The following is a 20,125-nucleotide window of genomic DNA, read 5'->3' as shown; positions in this document are numbered from 1 at the left end:
CGAGCTGCAAGCTTGAAGCTACAAGCACACCGCAACTGCTTTTACTTGCAGCGTGAAGCTCGCAACTCGAAGCTGCTTCTGTCAGGAATTGAAGATGAAAAACTGGCTGGACGAGATCAAGTGGGACGCTGATGGCCTGGTGCCGGCGATTGCCCAGGATCACAAGACCGGACGTGTATTGATGATGGCCTGGATGAACCGCGAAGCGCTCGAACTGACCGCGGCGCAAAACCGTGCAATCTACTGGTCACGTTCCCGTGGCAAGCTGTGGCGCAAGGGCGAAGAGTCCGGCCATGTACAGACGCTGCATGAAATGCGTCTGGACTGTGACGCCGACGTGATCATCCTGATGGTTGAACAGATCGGCGACATCGCTTGCCATACCGGCCGTCAAAGCTGCTTTTACCGTGTCTTCGAAAACGGCGACTGGAAGACAGTCGACCCGGTCCTCAAAGATCCGAACGCCATTTATTCCGCAGGACACACACATGAGTGACACCCTGACCCGCCTCGCTCAGGTACTAGAAGAGCGCAAAGGCGCAGCCGCCGACAGCTCGTATGTGGCCAGTCTGTACCACAAGGGTTTGAACAAGATTCTGGAGAAAGTCGGCGAAGAGTCGGTCGAAACCATTATTGCCGCCAAGGACGCCGCGATCAGTGGCGATTGCAGCGACGTGATCTACGAGACCGCCGACCTGTGGTTCCACAGCATGGTCATGCTCGCCCAACTGGGGCAGCATCCGCAGGCTGTGCTGGATGAACTGGATCGCCGCTTCGGTCTGTCCGGACACGTCGAGAAAGCCTCGCGTCCGTCCGCCTGAACAACTTTTAGAGAGGAACAGCAACATGGGCATTTTTGACTGGAAACACTGGATCGTCATTCTGGTAGTCGTGGTGTTGGTGTTCGGCACCAAGAAACTGAAAAACCTCGGCACCGACGTTGGCGAGTCGATCAAGGGCTTCCGTAAAGCCATGAACGATGACGAAAAACCGGCCGCTGATCCAACCGTGACGCCTGCGCAACCAGTGCCACCGGTGCAGCCGCAAGCCACCGCTCAGGCCAATCCGCCGCACACCATCGACGTGCAGGCGCAGAAAGTCGAAGAGCCGATCCGCAAAGACGTGTGAGCACTGACTAATGTTTGGTATCAGCTTCTCTGAACTGCTGCTCGTCGGCCTCGTCGCCCTGCTGGTGCTGGGCCCCGAGCGTCTGCCGGGCGCTGCGCGCACCGCTGGCCTGTGGGTCGGACGGCTGAAGCGCAGCTTCAACGCGATCAAACAGGAAGTTGAACGTGAAATCGGTGCCGACGAAATACGTCGGCAACTGCACAACGAGCACATTCTGTCGCTGGAGCAGGAGGCGCGGAAGATTTTCACGCCGGTTCAGCAGGAGCCGACGCCGGTTGAGCATGTAGGCGAGCAGACGATTCATGCGCCCGCCGCGCCCACTGTAGCCGCACCTGTACCTGCTGCCGTTGTAGCGCCGACAGAACCGGCAGCCGCAGAAACCTCGGTTGAACACGTATCTCCAACCGCCGCGCCGATCACACCAGCGCCTCACGACCCCACATTGCCGCCGCGAGCCCCATGAGCGATCTCCCCGAAAACGACCAGCACATGCCGCTGGTTTCGCACCTCACCGAGTTGCGCACCCGCCTGCTGCGTTGTGTGGCGGCGATTTTCATCATCTTCGCCGGGCTGTTCGCGTTCACCCAGCAGATCTACACCTTCGTCTCGACGCCGCTGCGCCAGTACCTGCCAGTCGGCGCGACGATGATCGCCACCGACGTGTCGTCGCCGTTCCTGACGCCACTGAAGCTGACGATGATGGTCTCGCTGTTCCTCGCGATTCCGGTGATCCTGCATCAGATCTGGGGCTTTATCGCGCCGGGCCTGTACAAGCATGAGAAGCGCATCGCGGTGCCGCTGCTGGTGTCCAGCATCTTGCTGTTCTATACCGGCATGGCGTTCGCCTATTACTTCGTGTTCCCGCTGATCTTCAAATTCTTCGCCGCTGCCACCCCGGCCGGCGTGGAAATGATGACCGACATCGCCAGTTACCTCGATTTCGTCATGACGCTGTTCTTCGCCTTCGGCGTGGCGTTCGAGATCCCGGTGGCCGTGGTGCTGCTGGTATGGATCGGCGTGGTCGACGTCAAATACCTGAAGAAAATCCGCCCGTACGTGATCATCGGCTGCTTCGTGGTCGGCATGATCCTGACGCCGCCGGACATCTTCTCGCAGACCCTGCTGGCCGTGCCGATGTGGATGCTGTTTGAAATCGGCATTCTGTTCGGTGGTTTGATCAGCAAGCGCGAACGCCCGGACGAAACCCCGGCCGACGACCACAATGACCAGCCGCCAGCGACCCAGGCATGAACCTGCTGTTGCTCGAAGAGGCCGATTTCATTGCGGCCGACCGCGTGGTGCTGCGTGATCGACGTCTGACGCACTTGCAGGAGGTCCACCGCTCGGAAGTCGGGGACAGCCTGCGCGTTGGCCGGATCAATGGGCTGATGGGTTCGGCCGAGTTGCTGCGTCTGGAAGCGGGTGAAGCCGAGTTGCGCGTCTGTCTTGATCAGCCGCCACCGGCCAAATTGCCGTTGACGCTGGTGCTGGCGCTGCCGCGTCCGAAGATGCTCCGTCGGGTGTTTCAGACGGTGGCGACCATGGGCGTGTCCAAGGTGATTCTGGTCAACAGCTATCGGGTCGAAAAAAGCTTCTGGCAGACACCGTTTCTTGAGCCTGAGGCGATTCGCGAAAATGTGATCCTCGGCCTCGAACAGGCCCGCGATACCGTGTTGCCGGAAATCATCATCGAAAAGCGCTTCAAGCCTTTCGTTGAAGACCGGCTGCCGGCGATTACCGAAGGCACACTCGGGCTGGTCGGCCATCCTGGCAACTACCCGCCGTGCCCGCGCGCGCTCAGCGAACCGGTGACACTGGCCATCGGCCCTGAAGGCGGCTGGATTCCCTACGAAATCGATCTGCTGGCCAAGTCCGGCCTGCAACCGGTGCAACTGGGCGAACGCATCCTGCGCGTCGAAACCGCCGTCACCGCCCTGCTCGCCCGCCTCTTCTAACCAAACACCGCTCCTACATTGATACCGTGCGGGTCCGGCGGATAAATGGTGTTACAGATTGCCATCATTCGGCCGATACCCTCCCCATAAGTCCAATTAGTGGTCGGGGAGTCGTCGCATGTACCGTTGGTTAGCCGAGAATCTTGGAAACGTCAGCGTCAAACGCAAGCTGGGAATCGGTTTCGGCCTGGTGCTGTTGCTGACACTGTTGATCACCTTCACCGGCTGGACCGGCATGAGCGGCATTATCAGCCGTGGTGACAAGCTCGGTTTTATCTCCAGCCTCAATGAGCTGACCAAGGACCTGCGCCTCGCGCGTCTGGACTATGAAGCACGCCGTGGCGAACAAGGCCCGGGCGCGGTCACCGATTTGCTCAACAAACTCGACAGCGGCCTGCAAACCGCGCGCAGCCTGATTGAACAGCCGTCCGACGCGGCGATGGTCGATCAACAACTGGCCGCCGTTGCCGAATACAAACGCGCTTTTGCCGACATGACCCAAGCCACCGTGCAGCGCGAAGACGCCCGCAGCAAGCTCGGCGCCAGTGCCGACAATGCCGTGGCGAAAGTCGCAGAAGTGGAAAAATCCATGCTGGCGGGTGACAGCGTCGCGCAATTCAACAGCGTGATCGAGTTGAGCAAACTGCTGCAGCAAGCACGCTACCAAGTGCGCGGCTACACCTACAGCGGTAAGGCCGAAGCTGAGCAACCGGCGCTGGACGCCATCGACAACGCCCTGAAAAACCTCGACAGCCTGCCGGCAAAACTGCCGGAACAGCACATCGCCAACCTGCAACAGGCCACCGACTCGATCAAAGCCTATCGCGCGGCAGTTGCACAGTTCCGCGACTCGCAGGTCAACAACGCCAAGGCCGCTGCGCGCATGTCGACTCAGGGTGACATCCTCATCGACGTCAGCAAGAAACTCACTGAATCGCAGACCGTGGTGCGCGACACCGATGCCGCTCACGCCAAGAACATGCTGATCATCGCCACCTTGCTGGCCGTCGCGTTCGGCTTGCTGGCCGCCTGGGCAATCACTCGCCAGATCATCATCCCGCTGAACCAGACCTTGAACGTTGCCGAGCGCGTCGCTGCCGGTGACCTGACCCACAATCTGGTGTCCCTGCGTCGTGACGAATTGGGCCAACTGCAACGCTCGATGCAAAGCATGACTCAGGGTCTGCGCGAACTGGTTGGAGGGATCAGCGATGGCGTCACCCAGATCGCCAGCGCTGCCGAAGAACTGTCGGCGGTGACCGAGCAGACCAGTGCCGGGGTCAACAATCAGAAAATCGAGACCGATCAGGTCGCCACCGCCATGAACGAAATGGCCGCCACCGTGCAGGAAGTCGCGCGTAACGCCGAAGAAGCTTCCGAAGCTGCCGTTGCCGCTGACCAACAGGCCCGCGAAGGCGACAAAGTAGTGGGCGAAGCGATCGCGCAAATCGAGCGTCTGGCCGTTGAAGTCGGTCATTCCACCGAGGCCATGGGCGAACTGAAGCGCGAAAGCGACAAGATCGGCAGCGTCCTCGACGTGATTAAATCCGTGGCCCAGCAAACCAACCTGCTGGCGCTCAACGCAGCCATCGAGGCGGCGCGTGCCGGTGAAGCGGGACGTGGCTTTGCCGTGGTTGCCGATGAAGTGCGCAGCCTCGCCCAGCGCACGCAGAAGTCCACCGAAGAGATCGAAGAGCTGATCGTCGGCCTGCAGAACGGCACCCAGCAAGTCGCGACGATCATGGACAACAGCCGCACCCTGACTGACAGCAGCGTCGAGCTGACCCGTCGTGCTGGCGGCTCGCTGGAAAGCATCACCCGCACCGTGTCGGCGATCCAGGCGATGAACCAGCAGATTGCGGCAGCGGCCGAGCAGCAGAGCGCGGTGGCGGAAGAGATCAACCGTAGCGTGCTGAATGTGCGGGATGTGTCGGATCAGACATCGGCGGCGAGTGAAGAGACTGCGGCGTCCAGCGTTGAGCTGGCGCGGCTGGGGACGCATCTGCAGATGCTGGTGGGTCGGTTCAAGGTTTGAGGTGATTCATCCACCTCGGTTCGCTTGGGACCGGGGTGATGCTATCGCTGGCAAGCCAGCTCCCACAGTGAATTAGCTGAACACAAACTTTGTGATCGACTACAAACCCTGTGGGAGCTGGCTTGCCAGCGATGGCGTCCGAGAGTACGCCGCAGTTACAGAACCTGGCGCAGGAATGCCTGAGCGCGCGGGTCTTTCGGCGCATCGAAAAATTCTGCCGGCGCCGCATCTTCCAGCAGTTTGCCGTGATCGAAGAACAACACCCGATCCGCCACTTCCCGGGCAAAGCCCATCTCGTGGGTCACGCAGACCATGGTCATGCCTTCCACGGCCAGGTTTTTCATCACGTCCAACACCTCACCGACCATCTCAGGGTCAAGCGCCGAGGTTGGCTCATCGAACAACATGACCTTCGGCTCCATCGCCAGCGCCCGGGCAATCGCCACGCGCTGCTGCTGACCGCCGGACAGGCGTGACGGAAACTCGTTGGCCTTCTGCGCGATACCGACCTTTTTCAGCAATTCCATCGCCTTGGCTTCGCGCTCTTTCTTGCCGCGCTTGCGCACGACTTTCTGCGCCAGACAGAGGTTTTCCAGCACGGTCATGTGCGGGAACAGATTGAAATGCTGAAAGACCATGCCGACTTCGCGGCGGTAGGCGTTGACGTCGGTTTTCGGATCAGCCAGTTGCAGGCCGTCGATGCTCACCGAGCCGGAATCGAACTCTTCCAGGCCATTGAGGCAGCGCAGGAAGGTCGACTTGCCGGAGCCGGACGGGCCGATCACCACCAGCACTTCGCCCTTGGCTACCGTGGTGCTGACGTTATCCACCGCGCGCACTACTTGCCCACGGGTGTCGAAGACTTTTACCAGATCGCGGACTTCAATCACTTTGCGCGAGCCTCCGCTCAAGCCGGCTGGCGATTTTCGACAGCGGCAGGTTGATCAACAGGTACAGGCCGGCGACGCAGAACAGAATCTCGAACGGCGAGAACGAGGTGGTGATCACCTCACGGCCGCTTTTCAGTAGCTCGGTGATGGCGATCACCGACACCAGCGAGGTGTCCTTGACCAGACTGATGAACTGCCCGGCCAGCGGCGGCAGCACGCGCTTCAGCGCTTGCGGCAGCACCACGTGGCGCATCGACTGGCCGGCACTCAGACCGAGCGAACGCGCCGCTTCGTTCTGGCCACGGGCGATCGATTGCACGCCGGAGCGGATAATCTCGGCCACGTAAGCGCCAGTGAATAGCGACAGTGCGGCGATCCCGGCGAATTCGCGGGACAGGTTCATCACCGTGCCGATGAAGAAGTAGAAAATGAAGATCTGTACCAGCAGCGGCGTGCCGCGTACCAGTTCGACGTAAATGGTCGAGAGGTCGCGCAGGGTCGGGTTGTTCGATAGCCGGCACAGGCCTGTGACCAGACCGATCAGCAAACCCAGGACACCGGAAACAACTGACAGCCAAAGCGTGGTCCACAGCCCCCACAACAGCGGCCCTGCCGCCCAATGGCGAGTGACACCCACGACGTCGCCTTCAGCCACATCGTCGCCCTGAGCGAATTGCAGGCTGTTCTCGTCGACCGTCAGGTGCTGTTCGTCACCGGCTTCGTTGCGCAAGGTGACTTGCGCGCTGTTGCCCTTGCGCACAAGTTCGGTGACGGTGGAGATGTCGGTGGCACGCTGGGTTTCTTCCGCCTGATAGGCGAAGTACTGCGGCACACGGTTCCAGCGCCATTCGTAAGACATCAGCGACGTCGCGTAATACAACGCGCCCGCCAGGCCGACCAGCACCAGCACGGTGAGGACGTGCCAGGGCCATTGGGCTTTTTTCTGTTTCATTGCAGGTTCCGGATTTTGTGTTGCTCTGGATGGCCCCTTCGCGAGCAAGCTCGCTCCCACAGAGGAACGCATTCCAATGTGGGAGCGAGCTTGCTCGCGAATGAGGCGACTCGGTCTATCTGACCGGGCTTATTCCATGTCCTTGAGCCACTCGGTGCTCTTGAACCACTTGTCATGGATGCGATCGTAGGTGCCGTCTTCGTGGATCTGGTGCAGGAAGTTGTTGATGAAGTTGAGGCTGTCGTAATCGCCCTTCTTCAGACCAAACGCCAAAGGCTCGTAGGTGAACGGCTTGTCGAGAAACACCAGTTTGCCGGCGCCGACCTTGGTCACCGCGACAACGTTGTACGGCGCATCGTAGATGAAGGCATCAGCCTTGCCGTTGACCACGTCGAGCACCGCTTCCTGCTCGTTGTCGTAGCCGTGGTACTTGGCTTTGGAAATCAGTTTCTTGGTAACCATTTCACCAGTGGTGCCGAGCTTGGAGGTGATGCGGTAGTCGGCGGTGTTCAGGTCTTTATACGATTTGATGGTGCCTTCAAGCTCTTTGCGGATCAGCAGGGTCTGGCCGACGACGATGAACGGTTCGCTGAAGTTCAGGCGAAGGTTGCGCTCCTGAGTCAGGGTCATGCCGCTGCCGATCATGTCGAACTTGTCGGTCATCAGCGCCGGGATGATGCCGTCGTAACCGGTGGAAACCAGTTCCAGCTTGACGCCCATGGCCTTGGACATGGCTTTGAGGATGTCGACTTCGAAGCCGATGATTTCGCCGCGCTTGTTGGTCATTTCGAACGGCATGTAGGTCGGATCCATACCGACTTTCAACGTGCCGCGCTTGACCGCGTCATCGATTGCGCCAGCCTGAGCCGCATTGACTGCAACCAGTGCCGTGACGCCGACCAGCAGCATCGACAGATACTTCTTCATCTTCAAGTCCCCAAAACCATTGCGTGTGCGGCGCGAAAACCAACAGTGACGGGCAAAAAAGCCCGGGTGCGCCAATTCGGGGACGGATGCTAACGCACTCGTTTTTTTGCACAAGGCTTAATGGACGATTTGTTTAACAATCAAGGGCTGTCCCTCACCCCGGCCCTCTCCCTCCGGGAGAGGGGGCCGACCGGGTTGTCTCAAGCTATACGCCGACCTGAAAGATCGAGTCGATTATGGATTCGGCAAAGCAGGATCAGGTCGGCGTAACTCTGAAGCATCCCCCGGTCAGTCCCCTCTCCCTCTGGGAGAGGGTTAGGGTGAGGGCCTTTTCAGCAGGCCAAAAAAAACCCCGCAACATCGCGGGGTTTCTTCATCAGGCCGGTTGCGCCTGCATACTCAGCGGTCGCAGCGGCAACAACGGCGCATGCGGATCGGCTTTCACCGAAGCGCGCCACGCATCCAGCCACTCGGCATGACCTTCCGCCCAGACCTGCTCATGCAGACGCGCCAGCGCCACAGGGTCGCTCAGCAGTTGCAGACGATCATGGTTATTCAGCCCGGCGGGGCCAACCTTGATCGCGTGACGCACACGCTCCTGACGCAGCCATTCAATCGGCTCGGCCTGACCGTGACGCGAGGTCGCCAGCGAGCACGCCAAAGCGTTCTGCTGTGGATCGACCACCGCGCGGACAAAGCCGTCGTTGAGGGCGTGATAACGATTTTCGTGGGTGTACTGATCAGTCGCCAGCAGCGCCTGTGGCGGATTGTATTCCTCAGGGATGAGGAACAGGCTCTCGTCACGGGACTTCAGGCCCAGACCAACACGGCTGGAGATCACCGAGACCGGGATCGACAGCATCAGCGAACCGACGATCGGCACCAGCCACCAGAGGAAGCTCGGGTTCAGCCAGATCACCAATAGCGCCCAGCAGAAGCCCAGCAGGGTCTGCGGGCCGTGGCGCTTGACCGCCTCACTCCAAGGCGTCGAGTCGTCGTCACGTTGCGGCGAGTTCCAGGTCGCTGCCCAGCCGAGGAACGCGGCGAGGACGAACCGGGTGTGGAAAATCATCCGCACCGGCGCCAGCAGCATGGAGAACAGCATCTCCAGCAGCATCGACAGGGTCACCTTGAACTTGCCGCCGAACTCTTTCGCGCCCTTGGCCCAGATCAGGATGATGCTCAACAGTTTCGGGAGGAACAGCAGCACGATGGTCGTCGAGAACAGCGCGATCGCCTTGTCCGGGTGCCATTGTGGCCACAGCGGATAGAGCTGGCGCGGTTCGAGGAAGTACTGCGGCTCCATCAGCGTGTTCACCGCCAGCAGCGCGGTCGACAACACCAGGAAGAAGAACCACAACGGCGCCGACAGGTACGACATCACGCCGGTGAGGAACACCGCACGGTGCACCGGGTGCATGCCTTTGACCAGGAACAGGCGGAAGTTCATCAGGTTGCCGTGGCACCAGCGACGGTCACGCTTGAGTTCGTCGAGCAGGTTCGGCGGCAGTTCTTCGTAGCTGCCCGGCAAGTCGTAGGCGATCCATACGCCCCAACCGGCACGGCGCATGAGCGCGGCCTCAACGAAGTCGTGAGACAGAATCGCACCGGAGAACGCGCCTTTACCCGGCAACGGCGCCAGGGCGCAGTGGTCGATAAACGGCTTCATGCGGATGATTGCGTTGTGACCCCAGTAGTGGGATTCACCCAACTGCCAGAAGTGCAGACCGGCAGTAAACAGCGGGCCGTAAACACGGGTCGCAAACTGCTGCATGCGTGCATACAGGGTGTCCATGCCCGACGCACGCGGCGCGGTCTGGATGATCCCGGCGTCCGGCGTGGCTTCCATCAAGCGCACCAGGCTGGTCAGGCACTCGCCGCTCATTACCGAGTCAGCGTCGAGCACAACCATGTACTTGTAGTCACCGCCCCAACGACGGCAGAAGTCGTCGAGGTTGCCGCTCTTGCGCTTCACACGACGGCGACGGCGGCGGTAGAAAATCTTGCCGAAGCCCTTGGCTTCACGGCAGACGTCCAGCCAGGCCTGTTGCTCGGCGACACAGATATCGGTGTCGTTACTGTCGCTGAGAACGAAGAAGTCGAAGCGGTCCAGATCACCGGTGGCAGCGACCGATTCGAACGTTGCGCGCAGACCGGCGAATACCCGCGGTACGTCTTCGTTGCAGATCGGCATCACCAACGCGGTACGCGCGTCTTTGGCAATCGGCTCATTGCCGGCGCTTTTGCCGGAGATACGGTATTTATCGTGACCGGTGAGCAACTCGAGGAAGCCCATCAGTGCCGTCCAGAAACCAGCCGATACCCAGCAGAACAGAATCCCGAACAGAATCAGAATGCTGGTTTGCAGCGCATACGGCAGCACTTGCGTGGCGGTTTGCAGCAGCGGCTGGTGCAGAACTTCATCAAGGTCGACGAACGACCAGCCCTGGTACGGCATGATGCCTTTCATGTACCAGCCGGCGACGATGGTCTGGCCGAGCATCAGCAGCAACAGAATGTAGCGGCGGATCGAACCGACGGTGCGCCAGCGCGCGGCCGGCAGGACGTTTTCATCCTTCGGTGGCTGCGGCGGGTTGGTGCGACCGGTCATACGGCGCCAGCCACGCACCAGAATATTGGTGCGCCATGGCTCCGGTACAACCTTGGTGCGGCGGATCGGCGGCGTTGCCTTCAGGCTGACGCGACCGCTGGCGTCGAGCACCAGCATCTCCGCTTCTTCCAGCTGTTCGGCAGTGCTCAGAACCAGGCGCTTGCCGACCGAAGCCTGGGCGGCCTCGGCAGGCGCGTCAAACGTTGAAGATGACAGGCGTTGATGCAGCTCGCTGAACGACTGGCAGCCCGCGAGTTCCGCGCGCTGCTCGTCGGTCATCGGCAGATGCGCCAGATACTCGGAGAGAGTCTCTGGCTGTACTTGAGAGTTACTCATCGGCAGGCAACTGATAGCTCCAGGTCTCGGTCAGGACTTCTTCAGTCGGTGCCGATTCCGGTGTGGCTGGGGCCGCGTCGGCAGCAACTGGCTGCTTGGCGTCTTTGTTGGCCTTGTCCTTGGCATCTGCTGCTGGCTTGGCGTCGGCCTGTTTGGCCTCGGCTGCCTTGGCTTCCTTGTCGAGTTTCTCTTGTTGCTTGGCGGCAACCTTGTCGGCCTTGGCGACGGACGAGTTGGACGCCGGCACCGACTTCGCCAGATCAGCGGTCACGACTGGCTGAACCAGGGCAGCACGCATTTCGGTCGACTTGCCCGCGTCCTTGATTTTCATCCGCAGGGTCAAGCGCCAGCCCTTGGTTTCCGGGTTGTAGCGCACGCTGTTTTCAACCAGCTCGGCGTTGTCGCCGACGCTGACCTGACTGCGAACGTCGGCATCCGGCGTCAGAGCGGCCAGCGATGGACCTTCGAAATCGACGAGGTAGGCAACGCTGCCGTCCGGCTGACGGATCAGGTTCGATTGCTTGACGTCACCGGTCGAACGCAGAGTCTGCGAAACCCAGGCGCTGTCCGGCGCGTGAATCGCCGCTTCGTCCATGGTCCAGTGCATGCGGTAAGCGAAGTCCAGCGGCTGGCCCGGCTCCGGCATTTTTTCCGGGCTCCAGAACGCAACGATGTTGTCGTTGGTTTCGTCGGCAGTCGGAATTTCTACCAGATCAACCGTGCCTTTGCCCCACTCGCCCTTCGGCTCGATCCAGGCACTTGGACGCTTGTCGTAACGGTCGTCGAGGTCTTCGTAGTGGCTGAAGTCGCGACCACGTTGCAGCAGACCGAAACCACGCGGGTTCTCGATGCTGAAGTTGCTCACGGCCAGGTGTTTCGGGTTGTTCAGTGGGCGCCAGATCCACTCGCCGTTACCGGCATGGATCGACAGACCGCTGGAGTCGTGCAGTTCACGACGGTAGTTGAGCACTTTCGACGGCTGGTTGGCGCCGAACAGGAACATGCTGGTCAGCGGTGCGATGCCCAGTTTGCCGACCTTGTCACGCAGGAACATCTGCGCTTTGACGTCGACAATGGTGTCGCTGCCCGGACGCAGGATCAGACGGTAGGCACCGGTGGCGCGCGGCGAATCCAGCAAGGCGAAGATCACCAAGTGCTTGTCGCCCGGCTTCGGCTGTTGAATCCAGAACTCGCGGAAACGCGGGAATTCCTCACCCGACGGTAGCGCGGTATCAATCGCCAGACCACGCGCCGAGAGGCCGTAGGTGTGGCCCTTGCCGACAACGCGGAAGTAACTCGCGCCGAGCATGGTCATGATTTCGTCTTGCTTGTCGGCCTTGTTGATCGGGTACAGCACACGGAAACCGGCATAACCCAGTTGTTCGGTGGCTTTCGGATCAAATTTCAGGTCACCGAAATCGAAGCGCGTCGGATCGTATTTGATCTCTTCGACGGTGTTCGCCGTGATTTCGTTGATTTTCACCGGTGTATCGAAGTGCATACCCTGGTGATAGAAAGACAGTTTGAACGGGGTCTTCTGATCAGCCCACTCAGCCTTTTCGGTGAGGAAGCGGATTTTCTGATAATCCGCGAACTTCATGTCGCGAAATTCGTTCGGCAGGTTGCTGCGTGGGGCTTCAAATTTCTGCCCGGCCAGCTCTTTCGCCTTGGCCGATACATCGTCAAGATTGAACGCCCAAAGCTGACCGGCGCTGAGCAGGCACAGGAGCGCCGAACCCGCTACCAGGGCACTTCGCATGCGTTTGGCAGACATTTTTGCTGCATTACAGGGACTAACAATCACGAGCAACCCTCGCCGAAAACAGATCAATAAACCAACGGCTAGCTATCTATATGCCAGGTTGGCGAGCATTGTTCCGACTCCGCAGGGGCAAAATGATTCCCCAATCGGATCCAGACAAGTCTCTACCTAAGTCAAAAATGAACCAGCGAACGCTGATCCCAGTGCGCGCGATTATCTAGTAGCCCGCATGACAACGCATCAGGGGTAACAAAGTATTTATCGCGAAAACACCTTAAAAACAGTCGAAATTTCCCAAAAAGGTGTTTCAAGCGCTTTCAGGTCTGTAACAAAAAGGTAACCGGGCCATCGTTGACCAAATGCACCTGCATATCGGCGCCGAATCTACCTGATGCCACAGTGCCATGCACCTGTTTCGCACTGCTTAATAGATAGTCGAACAATTCCTCGCCCAAGGCCGGAGGCGCGGCCGTCGAAAAGCTCGGGCGCAACCCGCTTTTGGTGTCGGCCGCGAGGGTGAACTGAGAGACCAGCAGCAACCCACCGCCGACATCGGCGAGGGACAAGTTCATCTTGCCCTCCGCGTCACTGAATACCCGATAGTTAAGCAGCTTATGCAGAAGTTTGTCGGCGCTGACACGCGTGTCGTCGGGTTCTACCGCCACCAGCACCAACAAACCTTGATCCACCGCCCCGACTACCTCACCCGCGACTTCGACACGCGCACCGCGTACGCGCTGTAAAAGCCCCTTCATGCTTCTTCGGGCGGCAGGTCGAGCAGGCGCCGAGCCATGTTGCCCGCCGCACGCACCAGTGCATCGGTGATACCCGGTTCGGACGCGGCGTGGCCGGCATCGCGGATTACCTGCAATTCGCTGTTCGGCCAGGCTTGATGCAACTCCCAAGCATTGTCGAGCGGGCAGATCACGTCATAACGGCCGTGAATGATCACGCCCGGCAGATGGGCGATCTTGCCCATGTCGCGAATCAGCTGGTTCGGCTCAAGGAAGGCGTTGTTGGTGAAGTAGTGGCATTCGATCCGCGCAATCGACAGCGCGCGCTGCGGCTCGGAGAAGCGATCGACCACCAGCGGGTTCGGCCGCAGCGTTGCGGTGCGCCCTTCCCAGGTCGACCAGGCTTTGGCCGCGTGCATCTGGGCGATCTGGTCGTTGCCGGTCAAGCGTTTATGGAAAGCGCTGAGCAAGTCATCGCGCTCGTCCAGCGGAATCGGTGCAATGTAGTCCTGCCAGTAATCGGGGAACAGACGGCTGGCGCCGGCCTGATAGAACCACTCGATTTCCTGCGGACGGCAGAGAAAGATCCCACGCAGGATCAGACCGTGAACGCGCTCAGGGTGGGTTTGCGCATAAGCCAGCGCCAGGGTCGAACCCCACGAACCGCCGAACAGCACCCATTTATCGATGCCCAGGTGTTTGCGGATGCGCTCAAGGTCGGCGACCAAATCCCAGGTGGTGTTGTTTTCCAGGCTAGCGTGCGGCGTGGAACGCCCGCAGCCACGCTGGTCGAATGTGACAATGCGATACAGGTTCGGATCGAAATAGCGGCGACTTTGCGCGTCGCAGCCGGCGCCGGGGCCGCCGTGAATGAACACAACCGGCAAACCCTCCGGTGAACCGCTTTCGTCGACGTACAGCGTATGGGTGTCATCGACAGCCAGATCGTGCCGGGCGTGAGGTTTGATCTGCGGAAACAAAGTCTGCATTGCGCGCTCCGTGAGGGGTCGAGGTCATCCCTGGGGGGACTTCTATTATTCTGCCGTTGGGCATCATAAACCCGATTTACGTCAATGAGCATGCCTGTCCGCTGTTACCGCTTGTCAGCCATAAACCAAAGCTGTCTGGCCTAGCAACAAACCTGTGGGAGCGAGCTTGCTCGCGAAAGCGGTGCGTCATTCAACTCAGATGTCGAATGACCCTACGCCTTCGCGAGCAAGCTCGCTCCCACAGGGAACCGCGTGATTACTCGCTGTAGTGTTCTTGGCCCCAAGCCAGATAGCCTTGCAGCAATTCCTTGAGCACCACCCGCGTCGGTTCGGCCAGATCCGCGCGGTAGCGGAACGGTTCGAACTCTTCCATGTAGGTGCTCTGGCACAACTCCAGTTGCACCGCGTGGATGTTCTCGGCCGGGTTGCCGTATTGGCGGGTGATGTGGCCGCCCTTGAAGCGGCCGTTGAGCACGTGGCTGTAATCGTCGTGGCGCGCGCAGATCGCTTCCAGTTGCGCGGCCAGTTTTGGATCGCAACTGGCGCCGTTGAAGGTGCCGAGGTTGAAGTCCGGCAGTTTGCCGTCAAACAGATGCGGGATGATCGAACGGATCGAGTGCGCATCGAACAGCAGCGCGTAACCGAACTCGGCCTTCAATCGCGCCAACTCTTCTTGCAGAGTGCGGTGATACGGCGTCCAGATTTGCTCCAGATACGTCGCGCGTTCTTCCTTAGACGGCTCGTGCCCTTCGCGGAACAACGGAATGCCATCGAACAGCGTCGCCGGATACAGCCCGGTGGTCGCCCCGGCGTACAGCGGCTTGTCGTCGGACGGACGATTCAAATCGATGACGAACCGAGAGTACTCAGCCGCCAACGTGCTCGCGCCCAGTTCTTCGGCGAAGTCGTACAGCTGCGGAATGTGCCAGTCGGTGTCCGGCAGGCTTTTCGCGTCCGGGATCAACCCGGCTTCCACCGCAGACGTTAACCGCACCCCGGCATGCGGCATGCTGATCAGCAACGGCACGCGGCCTTGTTTGAAGTTCAGAACCTTATCCACATCTGCTCTCCTACAGATTTGATTCGACGCCGTGACGCACGACGCGTTTGTCCAGATCACCACCGAGCCAATAGGCCAGGTCCGCCGGACGATCGATGTGCCAGGCAACGAAATCTGCGACCTTGCCGACTTCCAGCGAACCGTGGGTGTCAGCCATGCCCAGTGCTTGCGCGGCATGAATCGTCGCGCCGGCCAGGGCTTCTTCCGGGGTCATGCGAAAGCAGGTGCAGGCCATGTTCAGCATCAGGCGCAACGACAGCGCCGGCGAGGTGCCGGGGTTGAGGTCGCTGGCGATGGCGATTTTCACCTTGTGCTTGCGCAGGGCGTCCATCGGTGGCAACTGGGTTTCACGCAGGAAATAGAACGCGCCCGGCAGCAGCACCGCGACGGTGTCAGCTGCGGCCATGGCGATGGCGTCGGCTTCGTCCATGAATTCCAGGTGATCCGCAGACAGCGCCTTGTAGCGCGCCGCAAGGCTGGAGCCGTGCAGCGACGACAGTTGTTCGGCGTGCAGCTTCACTGGCAGGCCGAGTTTTTGTGCGGCGATGAACACGCGTTCGACTTGCTCAGGGGAGAACGCCAGGTATTCGCAGAACGCGTCCACGGCGTCGACCAGCCCTTCGGCAGCCAGCGCGGGGAGCATTCCGTTGCAGACCAGATCGATGTAATCGTCGGCGCGATCCTTGTACTCCGGGGGCAACGCGTGAGCGGCCAGACAGGTGCTACGCACACTGATCGGCAGCTCTTTGGACAGGCGACGAATGACCCGGAGGATTTTGCGTTCGTTAGCCAGATCGAGGCCGTAACCGGACTTCATTTCAACCGTGGTCACGCCGTCGCGCATCAGGCTTTTCAGACGTTTGGCGGCGCTGGCGAACAGCTCTTCTTCGCTTGCTTCGCGAGTCGCGCGCACGGTGCTGGCAATGCCGCCGCCGGACGCTGCGATTTCCGCATAGCTGACGCCCTGCAGGCGCTTTTCAAACTCGCCACTGCGGTTGCCGCCGAACACGGTGTGGGTGTGGCAGTCGATCAAGCCGGGGGTGACCCACGCGCCTTGCAGATCATTGACCGCCGGGTATTCGCCGGACGGTAACTGATTGCGCGGGCCGATCCACTCGATGAGCGCACCGGACGTCACGATGGCCGCGTCCTCGATTATCGAGTAGACGCCTTGCGCCATGGTTGCGACGTGGCAGTGTTGCCAGAGGGTTTTCACTGTTGGCCTCCGTTGGGGCTGGTTTGGTGGGTGGCCCTGAGTAGCCCCTCACCCTAGCCCTCTCCCAGATGGAGAGGGGACTGACCGGGTTGTTCTGTCGAAATACATCGACCTGAAATTCCTGAGCCGAAATCAAATTCTGAAAACCCTGAAGATCTGCTCCCTTCCCCCTCTCCCCCTTGGGGGAGAGGGCTGGGGTGAGGGGGATCGATTTCAGCAACTACGCCCCCCCTGAAAGCCCACTTACAAACTAGGCAAAAGCTTCGCCGAAACCAGCTCAGTCAAACACCGCGAAGCCAACAGTTCAGTCGCCGCGTTAATGTCTGGCGCAAAGAAACGGTCCTTCTCATAGAACGGCACTTCCTTACGCAAAATCGCCCGCGCCTGTTCCAGCTTCGCCGAGGTCTTCAGACCATTGCGCAGATCCAGCCCCTGCACCGCCGCCAGCCATTCCACCGCAAGAATCCCGCGAGTGTTTTCAGCCATTTCCCACAAACGCTTGCCAGCCGCCGGCGCCATCGACACGTGGTCTTCCTGGTTGGCCGAGGTCGGCAGACTGTCCACCGAATGCGGATGGGACAACGCCTTGTTCTCACTGGCCAGTGCCGCAGCGGTCACCTGAGCGATCATGAAACCGGAATTCACGCCGCCATTGGCCACCAGAAACGGCGGCAGTTGCGACATGTGCTTGTCCATCATCAGCGAGATACGGCGCTCGCTCAGCGAGCCGATTTCGGCGATGGCCAGCGCCATGTTGTCAGCGGCCATGGCCACTGGTTCAGCGTGGAAGTTACCGCCGGAAATCACGTCGCCTTCAGCGGCAAATACCAACGGATTATCGGAAACGGCGTTGGCTTCGATGGCCAATACTTCAGCAGCCTGACGGAACTGGGTCAGACAAGCGCCCATGACTTGCGGCTGGCAACGCAGCGAGTAAGGATCCTGAACCTTCTCGCAGTTCTGGTGCGAGTCGGAGACTTCACTGCGTTCACCGAGCAGATCGCGGTAAGCGGCAGCCGCGTCGATCTGACCTTTCTGGCCACGCGCGGCGTGAATACGTGCGTCGAATGGCGAGCGCGAACCCAATACCGCTTCAACCGTCAGACCGCCCAGCGCCAAAGCACCGGCAAACAGGTCTTCACCTTCAAACAGACCACGAAGAGCGAACGCGGTGGAAACCTGAGTCCCGTTGAGCAGCGCTAGACCTTCTTTAGCCGCTAAAGTCAGCGGCGTCAGGCCGGCGACTTTCAGCGCTTCAACGGCTTCCATCCACTCGCCCTTGTAGCGCGCCTTGCCCTCGCCCAGCAGCACCAGCGACATATGCGCCAGCGGTGCCAGATCACCCGAAGCGCCGACCGAACCCTTCAGCGGAATATGCGGGTAAACCTCGGCGTTGATCAGCGCGATCAGCGCATCGATCACCACGCGGCGGATGCCGGAGAAACCACGGCTGAGGCTATTGACCTTGAGCACCATGATCAGTCGTACCAGCTCATCGCTGATCGGCTGGCCGACACCGGCAGCGTGGGACAGCACCAGCGAGCGCTGCAGGTTTTCCAGATCTTCGCTGGCAATGCGCGTCGAGGCCAGCAGGCCGAAACCGGTGTTGATGCCGTAAGCGGTGCGGTTCTCGGCGAGGATCTGCTCGACACAGGCGACGCTGGCTTCGATCTGCTGCGATGCGCTGTTGTCGAGCGTCAGCTTGACCGGGTTGAGGTAGACGTCACGCAGTTGGGCCAGGCTCAGTTGGCCGGGAATCAGGTTCAGCGCAGTCATTTTGTGCTCCTTTTGAGAGTTTGTTATTAACTCGCCAGACGCTCCGGAGATGTCCGTTGTCCGTCGCGTCTCGCCTTTTGGGGAGTCGCGCCTTGGCACGCTGGCGTGGGTATTTTTCAGTGCAAATTCGGTAAAACGTTGCCCAGCAGATTCGGGGCTTTCAACACGCTCGCAGCGGCAGCGATATCCGGCGCCAGCCAGCGATCCTGATCGTAGGCCGGGACTTTTTCGCGCAGCAGTCGCCAAGCGATATCGGTGCCCGCGCCGAAGCGTTGTTCCTTGAGGAATTCAAACGCCTGCGCCGCCAGCAGGTATTCGATGGCAAGGATCTGCGTGCAGTTTTCCAGCGCGCGATGCAGCTTCAGCGCGGCGTTGGTGCCCATGCTCAAGTGGTCTTCCTGCAGGCCCGAGGTGATGTAGTTGTCGAGCACCGCCGGTTGCGCCAATTGGCGGTTTTCCGCACACAGCGACGCGGCCACGTATTGGACGATCATCATTCCCGAGTTCACCCCGGGATTGGCCACCAGAAACGCCGGCAGACCGCTGACGTGCGGGTTCACCAAACGGTCGAGGCGACGCTCGGCAATCGAGCCGATTTCGGCCATGGCAATCGCCAGCAAATCCGCCGCCATCGCCACCGATTGACCGTGCGGGTTGGCTTGCGACATGACGCGGAAGTTGTCCGGCGTGCCGAGCAACAGCGGGTTGTCGGTGCAGCCATTGAGTTCGGCCTCGACCTGCTTGATCGCATGTTCCAGTTGATCGCGCGCCGCACCGTGTACCTGCGGGATCGAACGAATGCTCAGCGCATCCTGAGTGCGAATGCCTTTGCTCGAAGCGATCACTTCGCTGCCTTCGAGCAACGCACGCAGATTGATGCCGACCTGCTGCATGCCCGGGTGCGGTTTCAGCGCGATGATCTCGGCATCGAAGGCGTCGATCTGGCCGCGCTGGGCTTCGAAGCTCATGGCGCCGATGACGTCGGCCCACTGCACCAGACGCGTCGCATCGGCAATCGCCAGACAGCTGAGGCCGGTCATGCACGGCGTGCCGTTGACCAGGCACAAACCGTCCTTCGCACCGGGTTGCACTGGTTGCAGGCCTTCTTCGGCCAGCGCCTGTTGTGCGGAAATAACCTGGCCGCGATAGCTGACATTGCCGACACCGAGCAACGCGATGCCGATGTGCGCCATGTGGGTCAGATAACCCACCGAACCTTGCGACGGCACTTGCGGGGTGATGCCGCGATTGAGCAGCGCCAACAGCCCTTCGACGACGCGGCGATGAATGCCGGATTTGCCGTGGCTGTAGTTGTGGATCGCCGCGCAGATAATCGCGCGGGTCTGCTCGTCGGCGAGTACCGGGCCGACGCCGCAGGCATGGCTGAGTAACGTGTTGCGCGAGAGCTGGCTGAGTTGTTCGTCTTTGAGCGAAACGTTGGACAAACCACCCAGGCCAGTGTTGACGCCATAGGCGCGTTCGCCGCTTTCGACGATGCGCTGAACGATGCCTTGGGCGTTTTCGATACGCGCCCAGGTGTCGCTGGACAGCTCGAGTTGCGCGCCGTGACGAGCGACGGCGACCACGTCCTGCCAACGCAGAGGGGCGCCGGTGATAACGATTTTTTCAGCCTGGGACATCTAAAACCTCAACCGTAATATTGATGCAGCTCTGCCGGCCCCTTCGCGAGCAAGCTCGCTCCCACATTGGAATGCGGTCTCCTGTGGGAGCGAGCTTGCTCGCGAAGGGGCCGG

At 60.4% G+C, this 20,125-nt stretch carries 18 protein-coding genes and 1 pseudogene; 8 read left to right on the top strand and 11 right to left on the bottom strand.

Annotation, left to right across the window (positions count from 1 at the left end; translation table 11 throughout):
* The first annotated feature begins 94 nt into the window (after positions 1 to 94).
* The 8 genes and pseudogenes from hisI (at position 95) to ACZ0A4_RS26120 (ending at position 5,118) form a co-directional block, all read left to right on the top strand.
* Complete coding sequence (hisI, locus tag ACZ0A4_RS26155; RefSeq protein WP_463576844.1) at positions 95 to 496, top strand: phosphoribosyl-AMP cyclohydrolase; 402 nt, start codon at positions 95 to 97, stop codon at positions 494 to 496.
* Entirely contained in the window at positions 489 to 821 is a 333-nt protein-coding gene (locus ACZ0A4_RS26150; protein ID WP_003220849.1) for a phosphoribosyl-ATP diphosphatase, read from the top strand. Before hisI ends, ACZ0A4_RS26150 begins: the two co-directional genes overlap by 8 nt.
* A 25-nt stretch (positions 822 to 846) precedes the next feature.
* Positions 847 to 1,128: a twin-arginine translocase TatA/TatE family subunit gene (locus ACZ0A4_RS26145; RefSeq protein WP_003220847.1), complete on the top strand. Its 282-nt coding sequence runs from the start codon at positions 847 to 849 to the stop codon at positions 1,126 to 1,128.
* Positions 1,129 to 1,138: 10 nt separating this feature from the next.
* Positions 1,139 to 1,591, top strand: a complete 453-nt coding sequence (tatB, locus tag ACZ0A4_RS26140) for a Sec-independent protein translocase protein TatB (protein WP_463576843.1) — start codon at positions 1,139 to 1,141, stop codon at positions 1,589 to 1,591.
* The gene (gene tatC, locus ACZ0A4_RS26135; RefSeq protein ID WP_083367258.1) at positions 1,588 to 2,379 is read left to right on the top strand and encodes a twin-arginine translocase subunit TatC; all 792 of its coding nucleotides are present in this window, start codon (positions 1,588 to 1,590) and stop codon (positions 2,377 to 2,379) included. The genes tatB and tatC overlap by 4 nt, the downstream gene beginning before the upstream one ends.
* On the top strand, positions 2,376 to 3,083 hold the full coding sequence (locus ACZ0A4_RS26130) for a 16S rRNA (uracil(1498)-N(3))-methyltransferase (protein WP_463576842.1): 708 nt from the start codon (positions 2,376 to 2,378) through the stop codon (positions 3,081 to 3,083). The genes tatC and ACZ0A4_RS26130 overlap by 4 nt, the downstream gene beginning before the upstream one ends.
* A 118-nt stretch (positions 3,084 to 3,201) precedes the next feature.
* A pseudogene (locus ACZ0A4_RS26125) lies at positions 3,202 to 4,263 on the top strand (methyl-accepting chemotaxis protein); the annotation flags it as partial.
* Complete coding sequence (locus ACZ0A4_RS26120) at positions 4,246 to 5,118, top strand: methyl-accepting chemotaxis protein (RefSeq protein WP_371857741.1); 873 nt, start codon at positions 4,246 to 4,248, stop codon at positions 5,116 to 5,118. The pseudogene ACZ0A4_RS26125 and the gene ACZ0A4_RS26120, both read left to right, overlap by 18 nt.
* Before the next feature lie 155 nt (positions 5,119 to 5,273).
* On the opposite strand, the gene ACZ0A4_RS26115 is transcribed toward ACZ0A4_RS26120, so the two are convergent.
* The 11 genes from ACZ0A4_RS26115 to ACZ0A4_RS26065 all read right to left on the bottom strand — a co-directional run bounded on the left by ACZ0A4_RS26115 (position 5,274) and on the right by ACZ0A4_RS26065 (position 20,011).
* Positions 5,274 to 6,008 (bottom strand): amino acid ABC transporter ATP-binding protein, encoded by a 735-nt coding sequence (locus ACZ0A4_RS26115; RefSeq protein ID WP_064388890.1) that lies wholly within the window; start codon positions 6,006 to 6,008, stop codon positions 5,274 to 5,276.
* A complete protein-coding gene (locus ACZ0A4_RS26110; RefSeq protein ID WP_463576841.1) occupies positions 6,001 to 6,960 on the bottom strand; it encodes an amino acid ABC transporter permease in 960 nt (319 codons plus the stop codon). The genes ACZ0A4_RS26115 and ACZ0A4_RS26110 overlap by 8 nt, the downstream gene beginning before the upstream one ends.
* Positions 6,961 to 7,089: 129 nt before the next feature.
* Positions 7,090 to 7,887, bottom strand: a complete 798-nt coding sequence (locus tag ACZ0A4_RS26105) for a transporter substrate-binding domain-containing protein (RefSeq protein ID WP_463576840.1) — start codon at positions 7,885 to 7,887, stop codon at positions 7,090 to 7,092.
* Between the two features lie 376 nt (positions 7,888 to 8,263).
* Positions 8,264 to 10,834, bottom strand: coding sequence for a glucans biosynthesis glucosyltransferase MdoH (gene mdoH, locus ACZ0A4_RS26100; protein ID WP_463576839.1), 2,571 nt, complete (start codon positions 10,832 to 10,834; stop codon positions 8,264 to 8,266).
* On the bottom strand, positions 10,827 to 12,608 hold the full coding sequence (locus tag ACZ0A4_RS26095) for a glucan biosynthesis protein G (protein WP_463576838.1): 1,782 nt from the start codon (positions 12,606 to 12,608) through the stop codon (positions 10,827 to 10,829). The genes mdoH and ACZ0A4_RS26095 overlap by 8 nt, the downstream gene beginning before the upstream one ends.
* Positions 12,609 to 12,913: 305 nt before the next feature.
* On the bottom strand, positions 12,914 to 13,351 hold the full coding sequence (gene dtd, locus ACZ0A4_RS26090) for a D-aminoacyl-tRNA deacylase (protein WP_463576837.1): 438 nt from the start codon (positions 13,349 to 13,351) through the stop codon (positions 12,914 to 12,916).
* Complete coding sequence (pip, locus tag ACZ0A4_RS26085; protein WP_008080611.1) at positions 13,348 to 14,319, bottom strand: prolyl aminopeptidase; 972 nt, start codon at positions 14,317 to 14,319, stop codon at positions 13,348 to 13,350. Before pip ends, dtd begins: the two co-directional genes overlap by 4 nt.
* Positions 14,320 to 14,575: 256 nt before the next feature.
* The gene (gene hutG, locus ACZ0A4_RS26080; protein ID WP_463576836.1) at positions 14,576 to 15,379 is read right to left on the bottom strand and encodes an N-formylglutamate deformylase; all 804 of its coding nucleotides are present in this window, start codon (positions 15,377 to 15,379) and stop codon (positions 14,576 to 14,578) included.
* A 10-nt stretch (positions 15,380 to 15,389) separates the two neighbouring features.
* Entirely contained in the window at positions 15,390 to 16,595 is a 1,206-nt protein-coding gene (gene hutI / locus ACZ0A4_RS26075) for an imidazolonepropionase (protein WP_463576835.1), read from the bottom strand.
* 243 nt (positions 16,596 to 16,838) lie between these two features.
* Complete coding sequence (gene hutH, locus ACZ0A4_RS26070) at positions 16,839 to 18,371, bottom strand: histidine ammonia-lyase (protein WP_463576834.1); 1,533 nt, start codon at positions 18,369 to 18,371, stop codon at positions 16,839 to 16,841.
* 116 nt (positions 18,372 to 18,487) lie between these two features.
* Positions 18,488 to 20,011 (bottom strand): HAL/PAL/TAL family ammonia-lyase, encoded by a 1,524-nt coding sequence (locus ACZ0A4_RS26065; protein ID WP_463576833.1) that lies wholly within the window; start codon positions 20,009 to 20,011, stop codon positions 18,488 to 18,490.
* Positions 20,012 to 20,125 lie beyond the last annotated feature (114 nt).

Source organism: Pseudomonas sp. AC172 (assembly GCF_979258595.1).
The sequence above is the reverse complement of the archived record's forward strand: the minus strand, read 5'-3'. Positions and strand labels throughout refer to the sequence as shown.

Excerpts from the sequence above, each read along its gene's own strand:
- tatB (WP_463576843.1), top strand. The coding sequence starts at position 1,139 with ATGTTTGGTATCAGCTTCTCTGAACTGCTGCTCGTCGGCCTCGTCGCC.
- ACZ0A4_RS26095 (WP_463576838.1), bottom strand. The coding sequence starts at position 12,608 with ATGTCTGCCAAACGCATGCGAAGTGCCCTGGTAGCGGGTTCGGCGCTC.
- ACZ0A4_RS26150 (WP_003220849.1), top strand. The coding sequence starts at position 489 with ATGAGTGACACCCTGACCCGCCTCGCTCAGGTACTAGAAGAGCGCAAA.
- mdoH (WP_463576839.1), bottom strand. The coding sequence starts at position 10,834 with ATGAGTAACTCTCAAGTACAGCCAGAGACTCTCTCCGAGTATCTGGCG.
- dtd (WP_463576837.1), bottom strand. The coding sequence starts at position 13,351 with ATGAAGGGGCTTTTACAGCGCGTACGCGGTGCGCGTGTCGAAGTCGCG.
- ACZ0A4_RS26105 (WP_463576840.1), bottom strand. The coding sequence starts at position 7,887 with ATGAAGAAGTATCTGTCGATGCTGCTGGTCGGCGTCACGGCACTGGTT.
- ACZ0A4_RS26120 (WP_371857741.1), top strand. The coding sequence starts at position 4,246 with ATGCAAAGCATGACTCAGGGTCTGCGCGAACTGGTTGGAGGGATCAGC.
- hutH (WP_463576834.1), bottom strand. The coding sequence starts at position 18,371 with ATGACTGCGCTGAACCTGATTCCCGGCCAACTGAGCCTGGCCCAACTG.
- ACZ0A4_RS26145 (WP_003220847.1), top strand. The coding sequence starts at position 847 with ATGGGCATTTTTGACTGGAAACACTGGATCGTCATTCTGGTAGTCGTG.
- ACZ0A4_RS26130 (WP_463576842.1), top strand. The coding sequence starts at position 2,376 with ATGAACCTGCTGTTGCTCGAAGAGGCCGATTTCATTGCGGCCGACCGC.
- ACZ0A4_RS26065 (WP_463576833.1), bottom strand. The coding sequence starts at position 20,011 with ATGTCCCAGGCTGAAAAAATCGTTATCACCGGCGCCCCTCTGCGTTGG.
- tatC (WP_083367258.1), top strand. The coding sequence starts at position 1,588 with ATGAGCGATCTCCCCGAAAACGACCAGCACATGCCGCTGGTTTCGCAC.
- ACZ0A4_RS26110 (WP_463576841.1), bottom strand. The coding sequence starts at position 6,960 with ATGAAACAGAAAAAAGCCCAATGGCCCTGGCACGTCCTCACCGTGCTG.
- pip (WP_008080611.1), bottom strand. The coding sequence starts at position 14,319 with ATGCAGACTTTGTTTCCGCAGATCAAACCTCACGCCCGGCACGATCTG.
- hisI (WP_463576844.1), top strand. The coding sequence starts at position 95 with ATGAAAAACTGGCTGGACGAGATCAAGTGGGACGCTGATGGCCTGGTG.